9 protein-coding genes are annotated in these 11,199 nt (G+C 38.8%); 8 read left to right on the forward strand and 1 reads right to left on the reverse strand.

The annotated features are described in order from the left end of the window. Positions 1 to 100 precede the first annotated feature (100 nt). The 7 genes from ACOVO2_RS13230 to ACOVO2_RS13260 all read left to right on the forward strand — a co-directional run bounded on the left by ACOVO2_RS13230 (position 101) and on the right by ACOVO2_RS13260 (position 6,084). A complete protein-coding gene (locus ACOVO2_RS13230) occupies positions 101 to 1,921 on the forward strand; it encodes a histidine kinase dimerization/phosphoacceptor domain -containing protein (protein ID WP_421770437.1) in 1,821 nt (606 codons plus the stop codon). After that, a complete protein-coding gene (locus tag ACOVO2_RS13235) occupies positions 1,918 to 2,529 on the forward strand; it encodes a response regulator transcription factor (protein WP_421770438.1) in 612 nt (203 codons plus the stop codon). Before ACOVO2_RS13230 ends, ACOVO2_RS13235 begins: the two co-directional genes overlap by 4 nt. 132 nt (positions 2,530 to 2,661) lie before the next feature. Further along, positions 2,662 to 3,054 carry a hypothetical protein gene (locus tag ACOVO2_RS13240; protein ID WP_421770439.1) on the forward strand — a complete coding sequence of 131 codons (393 nt, stop codon included), beginning with the start codon at positions 2,662 to 2,664 and terminating at the stop codon, positions 3,052 to 3,054. Positions 3,055 to 3,254: 200 nt separating this feature from the next. Further along, entirely contained in the window at positions 3,255 to 3,503 is a 249-nt protein-coding gene (locus tag ACOVO2_RS13245) for a hypothetical protein (RefSeq protein ID WP_421770440.1), read from the forward strand. A 9-nt stretch (positions 3,504 to 3,512) separates the two neighbouring features. Continuing rightward, positions 3,513 to 4,571 carry a hypothetical protein gene (locus ACOVO2_RS13250; protein ID WP_421770441.1) on the forward strand — a complete coding sequence of 353 codons (1,059 nt, stop codon included), beginning with the start codon at positions 3,513 to 3,515 and terminating at the stop codon, positions 4,569 to 4,571. 84 nt (positions 4,572 to 4,655) lie between these two features. Next, on the forward strand, positions 4,656 to 5,612 hold the full coding sequence (locus ACOVO2_RS13255; RefSeq protein WP_421770442.1) for a c-type cytochrome: 957 nt from the start codon (positions 4,656 to 4,658) through the stop codon (positions 5,610 to 5,612). 82 nt (positions 5,613 to 5,694) lie between these two features. Further along, positions 5,695 to 6,084 carry a hypothetical protein gene (locus ACOVO2_RS13260; RefSeq protein WP_421770443.1) on the forward strand — a complete coding sequence of 130 codons (390 nt, stop codon included), beginning with the start codon at positions 5,695 to 5,697 and terminating at the stop codon, positions 6,082 to 6,084. Positions 6,085 to 6,129: 45 nt separating this feature from the next. On the opposite strand, the gene ACOVO2_RS13265 is transcribed toward ACOVO2_RS13260, so the two are convergent. Next, positions 6,130 to 7,200 (reverse strand): cyanophycinase, encoded by a 1,071-nt coding sequence (locus ACOVO2_RS13265; protein WP_421770444.1) that lies wholly within the window; start codon positions 7,198 to 7,200, stop codon positions 6,130 to 6,132. 283 nt (positions 7,201 to 7,483) lie between these two features. Between ACOVO2_RS13265 and ACOVO2_RS13270 the strand changes: the two genes are divergently transcribed. Continuing rightward, positions 7,484 to 11,199 (forward strand): LamG-like jellyroll fold domain-containing protein (locus ACOVO2_RS13270; protein WP_421770445.1); only part of this gene is annotated, 3,716 nt, incomplete at its 3' end.

An 11,199-nucleotide genomic window follows, 5' to 3' on the forward strand; every position in this document is an offset into this window, starting at 1 on the left:
TTGAGTTTGAATAAGAATGTTTTTGCAAATTAGACAAGAAAAAGGAATTTTTGTTTTGGTTTTTCTATTATTTTTATGTTGCTATTTTTTACCCAAAGCCATGAAAAAAATATTTACTCTTTTCTTGCTGTTTTACATCTCGACCGAAAATTTTGCTCAAACTAAAGTGGATAGCCTAAAACAAGTTTTAGCAAAAACTAAAATTGATACGGTTCGACTCAATATCCTTTCCGACATCATCAAACAGAGCCTTTACTCCGACCCAACCGAAGCTCGGAAATTTGCTCAACAATACCTTTCGGTTGCCCAGAAAAATAAAATTACGAAGGAAATTGCTCGTGGCACAAATTTAATAGGAATGACCTACCACGTTTCGGGCGAAATAAATAAGGCATTGGGGTATTACATAGAGGCATTGAAGGGATACGAACTGCTAAAAGACTCGCTTTACATGGGGATTTCGATGAATAATATTGCCGCTTGTTATCAGTTCAGGAAAGAGCCAAAAGAAACCATCGAATATTACGAAAAAGCCTTGAATATTTTTCAGAAAATCAATAATAAACAGTGGATTGCGAATGTGTCTTATAATTTAGGAAATCAATACACCAACCTTCGAAACTTCAACAAAGCACTCAATATCAGCCGATTAGCACTCAAATCATTTAGAGATTTATCTGATAAAAACTCCGAAGGGCTGGCCTATACGCAGTTGGGTAGTATCGACATGGAACTCAATAAATTAGCCGAAGCCATTACGTATTTTCAGCAATCGAATCAATTAATAAACATCGAAGACGACCCTATTGCGGTAGGTATCAACTACGAAAACTTAGGGGCTGTCTATGGCAAAATTGGTCAGTATAAAGACGGAGAAAGTAATTTATTAAAGGCGATTGATATTTTCAGAAAGCACCAATCGCTCGAACACCTTACGAAATCATTAGCTGCCATAAAAACGCTTTATGCCAAATGGGGGAAATTTCAAGAAGCGTTTCTTTATGGTGAAGAATTTCAGAAAGCCAACGATTCGCTATTTAATTCTACCAAAGATGAGCGAATGCTCGAAACTATCAAAAAATATGATTTGGAGAAAAAAGAGCAACAAATTAGCCTACTTAATTCGCAGAACGAACTGAAAGATTTCAAAATAAAAAAATCAGAAGAAGAAGCCGTTTTTTATGGACTCGGTATTTTGGGGTTAATTATTTTGGTAGGAATTGGTTTCTATCTGTATCAAGTAAAGAAAAAAACGAGCGAAGAGCTTTCACAGAAAAATGCAATTATTACCGAAGCTCTACACGAAAAAGAAGTTTTGATGCAGGAGATACATCACCGAGTCAAGAATAACTTGCAGGTAGTTTCGAGTTTACTCAGTATTCAATCTCGACATCTTACTGACAATCAAGCCATTGAAGCCATAAAAGAAGGACAGAATCGGGTAAAAACAATGGGATTGATTCACCAAAGTCTTTATCAAGAAAATGATTTTCGGGGGGTAAATATGAAAAACTACATCAGTAAATTGATTAAAAACCTCTTTAATTCATACAATATTCAACCCGAAAAAATACAACTCAAAACCGAAATCAGCGAACTCAATTTAGACATCGATACCGTTGTACCGCTCGGGCTAATCATTAATGAATTAGTAAGTAATGCACTCAAATATGCTTTCCCTGATGATAAAAAAGGCACAATTTTGTTGCGTGCGAATCTCGAAAACGAAAGATTTATTTTGCAAGTTTCGGACAATGGCATTGGGTTTCCCGAAGGTTTTAGTCTCGAAAAAACTAATTCGATGGGCTATCAGCTGATTCAAAGTTTTGTTAGTAAACTTTCGGCTCAACTCACGGTTCGTAGCGAAAACGGCACATTTATCGAACTTTCTATTCCCCAAAAAAGTATTCAAAAAACATGAGTGAGATACGTATACTGATTATCGAAGATGACCCCATCATTGCCGTCGATATTGCCGATTTTCTCAATAACGTTGATTATCGAGTATCGGGTATTGCACACAACCCAACGCAGGCATTCGAGCAACTAAGAAGCAATTCTCCCGACTTAGTTTTGCTCGACATCAACCTTTCTGCCGAGCAAAATGGCATTGATATTGCCACTTACATTCACCAAAACCTGTCTATTCCTTTTATTTTTCTTACCTCCTACTCTACTCGTGAGGTGCTGAATAAAGCAAAAATTACGGAGCCAAGTGGCTATATCGTAAAGCCATTCGACGAAGAAGATTTATTCGCTACCATCGAAATTGCCCTTTATAATTTTGCCCAAAAACTAAAATACACACGCCCTTTACTCGACTTTCAGCGAATCAATAAAAGCCTCGTGAACCCACTTTCCGACCGAGAATTTGAGGTGCTTCAAGAAATCTTTGAGGGGAAAACCAACCAACAAATGGCCGATGCGTTGTTTGTTTCAGTGAGTACGATTAAGACCCACATCAGCAATATTTTTTTCAAATTCGAGGTAAATTCTCGTACTGCACTCATGGCAAAATTGAGAAATTAAGTATTTCTATCTTCACAAAAATCATACTTTAGACTGATTTTTTCATGAAAAATGGCACATAGTTTTGTATCGTTGAAAAGCGAAAGAATACCCGTTTTTCTTCATATACTTAAATTAAAATTAGTCATAAAAATGAAAACTCTTCTCTCAGCTCTATTATTGTTTTGCACGTCCATTGCTTTTGCACAGAGCAGCACCAGCACTTCAAAGCCAAACACTGGCACCGATAAACCAAAAATTGGCTCGAAGACCGACATTCGGAATCCATTTGATACCACAAAAGTGAAACCAAAAGCACAAGCCAAAAACAAAGAAACTGGCTGGGGCGATGTTGGCGTGGCAAAACAAAAAAACGGGTATATTGGAGAAACAGAAAAGAATAAAAATAAAGCAACTCGCAGCGATGTAAATAAAAAACCTCAAGTTAATAATCTTGGTGTAGGAGAAGACCCATTTGGTAAAACTCCCCAAAAAGGCACATCGAAAAAGAAAAACGGGTATGCGAATCAAGAAGTAAGTTATTGAAAGCATTTATGGATAGTTGCTGAGCCAATTCTTTTAACTTCATTGCCATAAAAACCTTTGCTAATACACTTATTATCAGTATTTTAATTAATTATTTTGCCACAGCACAGCTGCAATCGCTTGATGGTACTTATAAGACCAGCGGTAGCGAGGCAGGCCGAACTGTACTGACTATTTCGGATAATGCCAGCACCTTTCATGTGAGCTACATTGATGCTAATTACCAAAGCTTTTCGCTCAATGGCTCGCTACAAAATCCCGCTACTAATTTCTACCAAAGCAACGAAACATTGGGTTGCGGCTCACCCGCCGAAAGAAGTCAGAAGGCCGTTGAAATTACATTTGCTCGAAAAAAACTGGGAAAAGAAGTAAAACTCGACTACAAATACTGTGATGGCAACACGATTAAACGTGTGGCTAAAACTTTCATTATTCAAAACAACAACTAATAAATAGTCATGAAAATCTATTTTACAGCATTCAGTTTATTGCTGAGTCAGACAATTTTTGCCCAAAGCTTTACGCTTTTGCCAAATAGTGCCACCAGCAATGCACTCAATACTACTGCCAATAAAGTAGGAATAAATATTGGCAACCCTAATGCCGAATTACACATCAATAGAGCAGGAAACGTAAACACACAAATCCAATTTACCAACGGTGCAACTGGCACCAATAGCATCAATGGGCTGTGGTTTGGCATTGATGAGCAAGGCGGAGCCATATTAAGAAATAGAAAACTAAATTCCGACTTTAGAATAGAACTCAATGAAGCTGGAAACTTCGGTAATAATATTTATCTTTTTAATGATGATTTTAGAACTAATCGGTCTATTGCATCGTATTCAAGAGTGTTTGTGCAGGATACCTCACAGACACTGAATAACAATAGCAGCTATACTCTCGGGGCTTTCAGCAACAACAATACTGTCGAACTTTTACTCGAAACCAAAGGACAAATTTCTGCCTCACAGTTTTCGCTGAGGCGTTATCCTGCCGCAAGTAATGTAGTAAAACAAAATGTAAGTATGGCTGGGCAAACGGTTTTTGAAAATACTGACCAATATAATACTGGCAGCTTTATATTCTTAGATTCGAAAGTTAGGGCTTTGGCTAATAATACCGAAAGTTACATTAGCTCAACCCGCATGGCAATAAATGTGGCTCCTAACGATAATTTTGAAAATACACTTGAAGTAAACGGAAACGCCCGAATTGGTGTAAATGGCAACTCAATTACGGCTATCAATAACGAAGAATTAGAGGTTGATTTGCCAAGTATTGCAGGGAATAGCACGCACACACAGAGTTTTCCATTTGCCAATATCATCAAAGAAAGAAATACAGTTCTGGTATCGCCTAATGTAGCCTTACCCAGTGGTTTTATTATCGCTCATGCAAGAGTTTCGGCCAATAACACAGTTGAGATTACGTTTGCGAATCTAAGTTCATCAAGTATCGATTTACCACGAGGTATCTTCAACTGCACAGTTATTACATTCCCATTTATTCCCTAAAACCACTCAATAAGTAATGAATTATTAGATTTTATGTTTATGTGATTTTTATAAACTTTGGTAAATTTTAAAAACTTATATGCTATGAAACGTTTCCTCAAAACTGCACTTTTTACTATCATTGGGCTTATCACAGTTATTGGCGTAGCCCTGTTGTTTTTTAATTTCAAGGGAGTACCCACCTACGAAGTGGCAATTCCCGAAAATATGAAAAATCTAAAAGTCGAAGTTACACCTGAGCGTGTGGCTCGTGGTGAAAAAATTGCCACCGTACTTTGTAATGGTTGTCATGCCAATAATGATAATCGTTTAGTAGGCAAAGCGATTCTCGATTTACCTGCCGAATTTGGCAAAGCCTACTCACTCAATATCACGCAAGATAAAGAACACGGCATTGGTAATTGGACCGACGGAGAAATTATGTATTTCTTGAAAACAGGTATCAAACGCAACGGTAAATACTCGCCAATCATGCCGAAATTACCGAGAATGGCCGACGAAGACGTAAAATCTGTCATTGCGTATTTGCACTCCGACCGTTTCCCTGTTCAGGCCACCAAAGGCAAGCAGCCCGAGCAAGCCCCAAGTTTGTTGCTTAAAGTTTTGACAAATACGGTCATGAAACCGCTCGAACCAATCAAAAAGCCAATCAATGTACCCGATTCGACCAATATCGTAGAGTTTGGAAAATACGTAGCCAACGATATGATTGCTTGCTATGCTTGTCACTCAAAAGATTTCTCGAAGCAAGACCCACTTCACCCCGAAAACTCACTTGGTTTCTACGGAGGTGGAAATCCCATGCCCAATCTCGAAGGACAAATCGTACCATCATCGAATATTACGTTTGATGAAAAAACTGGCATTGGAAAAAAATACACCGAGGCACAGTTTGTTGATGCCGTAAAACTCTGTAAAAAGTCTGATGGTGGAGTGCTTCGCTATCCTATGCAGCCGCACGTAACACTCACCGACTATGAGGTTAAAGCTATTTATGCCTATCTGAAAACGATTCCCAAAATTAAGAATCAAGTAAAATAAAACTATCATAAAATGGTGCTAATCAGTGTTTTTGTAGCACTGATTAGCTACTGCTTTGCTCCAATTTAACCAATTTTATGCCATGAAAACTATACAAAAGTTATTTGTCTTCGTGCTATTTATTAGTCTCAATGCGTGTAGTAAAGAAGAAAGTATTTCTACTACTCCAGACCCAACTACTATGATTATTGATAAATGGTGGTGTGCAAAAGCAGGAACTGGCACGATAGCTTCGCAATATTTCAAAGCCGACGGCACTTGGGAGCAAGGCTCGAAGGGTGGGAAGTTTAATGATACAGGAAAATGGGCGTTATCGACCGATAAAACTAAAATCATTATTTCGTCGGTGTTCGATTATAACAAAAAATCAAAATCTGGTTGGGAATATGAAATTACGTCAGTTTCGGCTACGAATTTATTGATGAATTGGTCTACTTTTAGTATAAAAATGGATTTAGAGATTTGCAAATAAAATAAGGGGAAAATATCCGACGATATTCTCCCCTATCTTAATGGCTTAATTTTGCCCTAAAATACCATTCGTTACATAATAAAAGTAGGAAGTTCCGCCGCTGAAAGTCCACGTAGCAGCATTAAATGAACCATTACCTGCGGCATTTCCTTGAATTTTGTAAGCTTTCACCGCCTGATTACTCCGCACCCAGTTTAGTGGGCTACCACTCACACAAGTTTCGGCACCGAGTGTATTATTTTGCAAGAAATACGCATGATTGACTCCATATACTTTTCCGATGCCATTTTGGTCGATACATACGGCAGTTTCTTCATCAACGCCTATACCTTTGGCAGTTGTGTTCCCAAAATCTTTCATCATTTTTGATAAAAAAGTAATGTGACGCCCCTGACGGTCACGTTGGGTGTAATGGCTATCAGTAATCACATTTTGCATATTTGGTGCTGCTACAAAGTCATTTTGCCCAAGTGTCATGTATCGGTTATACGGATTTGCAAGAGCTTGTGCCGAAGTAACGGTTCCACGAGAAGCACTAAAGTATGTACCACCCAAAATTGCACAGCCAGCACTCGTGCCACCTACGGTCACATTTTTGGTGGTTAAAAGGTAATTGATGGCATTTTCAACGGGCGTATCTTTCCAATAGTTTACATAATCCCATTGGTCGCCACCCGCAATAAAGAGTGCTTCCGCATTTCTGATTTTTTGTTCAACACTCGGCAAAGCAGCTTTTTCTCGACTATCAATAATCAAAGTTTCCACTGAATTTACAGGTACCATATTATACATGTATGTATTGTACCCATCTGCACCAGTAGCACGAATCACGACCACATCGCCTCCGCCACTTCTCTGCAAAAACCAAGCAATAGCTGCATCTACATCGGTGCTTCCTCCCATCAATAATAGACCACCTTGTGTGGTTGTGGTTACGTCGGCCGAGTTTCCCGTTAGGTAAGAAGTTACAACTGGTGGTTTTCCTGCTGTTATACGAGTGTTTTCTCTTGAAGCAGTTTCCTGACTAGAAACAGATAAATCAGCGGTTATGGTATCGTTTTTACACGCTATCATTCCACAAAAAATTGATAAAGTGATTAAAATTGTAGTTTTCATGCCCGATATAGTTTGTTAGTTGATAAAAATTCAAGATATAAGTTTATTTTCAAAAAAGTACAACTTCACTTTTAAAAACTTTGAAAACAACTAAAAATCAGCTAATTACAAAGAAGTTTTCGAACCTTAAATTTCTTTTTTTTTAATGATTTTATATCTTTGTTTCAAGATTTTAAAGCCCACATCAATCTAAAGCTCAATGACAAAAAAACTACTTGCTGTTGTATTATTTACTGCAATTCTCAACTTTTGCTTCGCACAACAAAAATCCCCAAGGATGGCTATGCCTCGTAATGCGGCTAATAGCTCCAACTATAGGATTGGTTGCTCCTTATTTACTGACCCTAATAATTACACTAACGGTTCCAGTTTCTCATTCAACGCTCCTGTTAATAACAATTCCAATCTTACAGGTACGGGTGGAACTAACTATGGCTGTATGGGGTCGGTACCAAACCAGGCGTGGTTTATCATTACTATAAATACTGGTGGAAACTTGTACTTCAATTACTCCAACTCTAATGGCTATGATGTTGATGCGGTGGTTTGGGGTCCACTGGCTAACAATGATGTTGCAAATGCTTGTAACGCCACTCTCAATTATCCGCTAACTTGCGACTATGATGCTGCTCGACCTGATTTATACATCAATAATGCTCAACCTGGTCAGAAGTACGTCATGCTCGTTACTAACTTTTCCAATGCAAATACAGTCATTAATATATCACAACCTTCGGGCGGTAGTGTAACCTACTCAATGGTCAATTTACCTAACTGTTCGCTTACCCCAACAGCAAGTATTAGTGGTACAAGCACTACTATTACTGAAGGTCAATCGGCAACACTGAGTTTGAGTTTTACAGGTAGCTCTCCTTGGAATTATACACTATCTGATGGTACTACCGGAACAACTTATACTTCTCCTGTAAACGTAACTGTTTACCCAACTGCTTCGCAAACTTACACTATCAGCTCTGTGAATAACCTTTGTGGTACGAGTGGGGGTTCGGGAAGTGTTGGGGTGTCGGTGGTCAGAAATGTACAACTCAAATCCTGTTTCCCGCTTGATGGAAACGGTGCAGATTCGCAGGGAATCAATTCGGGAAGTTTGCAAAATGGCGTTACGCCTACAACCAACCGTTTCTCTGAAACTAACAAAGCACTTCAATTCGACGGTATCGACGACTATATTAACCTCCCAACCAACCAACTCAATAATACTACTTTTGGATTTGCCACTTGGGTAAAATTAAATGCTCTACCAACACTCGGAAATCCAGAACAACTGGCACTTTCGCTCGGTAGTACGGGCGAACAGCACTATATCGGGGTTGAATACGCCAATGGTAGTCCCACTTGGAAATTCTATTCCAACGGTATTACGGTTTACAGCAATGCAGTTGTGAATACAGACTGGCATCTATTGGTCGGTGTAAGAACGGGTGGACAACTCAAATTGTATGTCGATGGAAATCTAACAGGCATAAGTAATACAAATGGAACTGCTTTTTATGACAGTCCACTTTTCGGAAGAATCGGTAGTGGAATTGCCAATAATAAGTTTTTTAATGGTAAAATTGATGATGTAAAAATTTTCAACGGAGCTTTAATTGACCCCGAAGTAATGTTGCTACAAAATTATAACTCTTGTAGCAATGTGTTCAACGATACTTATATCTCTGTGCAGAGTGTCAGCACCGCAGTCATTTGTACAGGAACATCTTTTATCGTTAGAGCATTTACCAATAATCTACCGATTGAAAACGACCTCCAGTTTATCGCTGAACTATCGGATGCCAATGGAACTTTCAATAATCCAACTATTATTGGGGTTAACCAATTTTTACCGCTTACGGTTTCTATCCCTAATAGTGTACAGGGAGGAAACTACAAAATTAGGGTTCGATATGGTGGATATGTCAGCGTTAATAATTTCGATATTTTTGTCAATAATCCTTCCACCTATAGCGTATCTGGAACCGTCGCTATAAACGATGGACAATCGACCAATATCAATCTCAATTTTACTGGAACTGGGCCTTGGAATTATGTTTTAACCAACGGATTGAGCGGTGTAGCAACTACAAATCCTTGGCAAATTACCGTTACACCTGACCAAAGTAGTGTCTATGCCATTTCTACGGCATCGAACGTTTGTGGTACAACTACCCTTAATGGAAATAGTAGTGCAATTGTAACAGTTAATTTCACTAAGCAATTTGTTACTTGCTTACCTTTTTCCAATAATGCCAATGATGAAAATGGCAATAATACTGCAACTGTCAACGGGCCAATCTTGACCGATAGTAGATACGGTCAAACAAATGCGGCTTATAGTTTCAATGGTAATGGGAATTATATCGAATACACAACCAACTTATTACGTAAGCGTGAATATACCATGTCGGCGTGGGTGTTGGCTAATAGTATTCCATCGGGCACTCAATACATTATTTCTCAAGGCGAAACAAGCACTAATACTTTTCAGGGCTTAGCCATGACGAGTTCGGGTTGGGTACTACAATCTTATACCAGCAATGGTGTCTACTCGGTTAGTTCTTCAACTGGATTTGCAGCTAATCAATGGATACACCTCACGGCCGTTTGTTCGTACCAAAGTTTGAAACTTTATATCAACGGAAACTTAGTTGCTTCTGCTTCTAACAGCTCCTTTATACCTTTCAAAATTTCAGATATTGGGCGTATCGGTGCCAGTAGTTCCAGTTTAGGGAATTATTTTAATGGGAAAATTGATGATGTTAGGCTTTATAAAGGTGCTTTAAATGATGACGAAGTTTTCGCACTTTTCAGTAACACAAACAATTGTCCAATGGTGGAAAACTCTTCAATCATTGTTGTCAGAAGCCTTTCTCCGACAACCGTCTGTGCGGGTAATAACATAAGTGTAGCTTATACTTCAAGTAATGTCAATATTTCGGCAGGTTCACCATTAAACGTTTTGCTTTCTGACCAAAATGGTAGTTTTGCCAATCCGACTATTATCGGTAGTGGTTCGAGTACACCAATCTCGGCAACTATTCCAAATAATATCATAGCCAGTAATTTTTACCGTATCAGATTGGTTTCTACCAGCGGAACGCCAGTTAACAGTATTAATTCAAGTACTTTGGCAATTAGTGGTTCAAGACCAACAGCAACAGTTTCGGGTGGAGGAAGTATCCAAAATGGACAGTCAGCCAATATAACTATTACATTTACAGGCTCTGCTCCGTGGACTTACGCTCTTAATAATGGTGCTTCACAATCAACTTCTACCTCACCATTGGTACTACCTGTTTCACCTTTTGCTACAACTACTTACACCGTTACTTCAGTGAGTAATACTTGTGGCTCGGGTACAAGCTCGGGAAGTGCGACTGTCACAGTTGCTCCATTCGTAGCGTTAGGTTCGTTGAATTCGGCGTATTGTACCGGAACTAATTTCTCAGTACCATTTCAGGCAAACTTTACTCCAAACAATAATTTCAGAGTAGAATTATCAGATGCCGTAGGGAATTTCAACAACCCTATCAGCATCGGTACTGGAACAATCAGCCCTATTACTGCTCAAGTCCCTAACAATATCGCCAGCGGTACTGGATACAAAATCAGAATCGTATCGGATAGCCCTGCTGCGATTAGTGCTGCTTCGAATGCTTTGACTATTAATCAGAAAGCAACAGCTACAATTTCGGGGACAACTACAATTAATGAAGGAGAATCAGCAACCCTTACTATTACTTTTACGGGGCAAGGACCATGGACGTATAGCATTTCTGGCGGAACAAGCCAGACTACGAGTAATAATCCAACTACAGTTACTGTTTTACCAACAATAACAACTACCTACAACGTAACTTCTATTTCAAATTCAGTTTGCGGAACAGGTTCTTCAAGTGGAAGTGTAACTATAACTGTAAACCCAATTCCAGTAAGATTAATAAGTTGTTTCCCTTTTAATGGGAATGCAAACGACGGAAAAGGCTTGAATAATGGTAC

This window comes from Emticicia sp. (genome assembly GCF_049241225.1).
Classification (GTDB): domain Bacteria; phylum Bacteroidota; class Bacteroidia; order Cytophagales; family Spirosomataceae; genus Emticicia.

What these genes read in the sequence shown, in the direction of transcription:
- ACOVO2_RS13230 (WP_421770437.1), top strand. Translation starts at nt 101, where the DNA reads ATGAAAAAAATATTTACTCTTTTCTTGCTGTTTTACATCTCGACCGAA.
- ACOVO2_RS13235 (WP_421770438.1), top strand. Translation starts at nt 1,918, where the DNA reads ATGAGTGAGATACGTATACTGATTATCGAAGATGACCCCATCATTGCC.
- ACOVO2_RS13240 (WP_421770439.1), top strand. Translation starts at nt 2,662, where the DNA reads ATGAAAACTCTTCTCTCAGCTCTATTATTGTTTTGCACGTCCATTGCT.
- ACOVO2_RS13250 (WP_421770441.1), top strand. Translation starts at nt 3,513, where the DNA reads ATGAAAATCTATTTTACAGCATTCAGTTTATTGCTGAGTCAGACAATT.
- ACOVO2_RS13255 (WP_421770442.1), top strand. Translation starts at nt 4,656, where the DNA reads ATGAAACGTTTCCTCAAAACTGCACTTTTTACTATCATTGGGCTTATC.
- ACOVO2_RS13260 (WP_421770443.1), top strand. Translation starts at nt 5,695, where the DNA reads ATGAAAACTATACAAAAGTTATTTGTCTTCGTGCTATTTATTAGTCTC.
- ACOVO2_RS13265 (WP_421770444.1), bottom strand. Translation starts at nt 7,200, where the DNA reads ATGAAAACTACAATTTTAATCACTTTATCAATTTTTTGTGGAATGATA.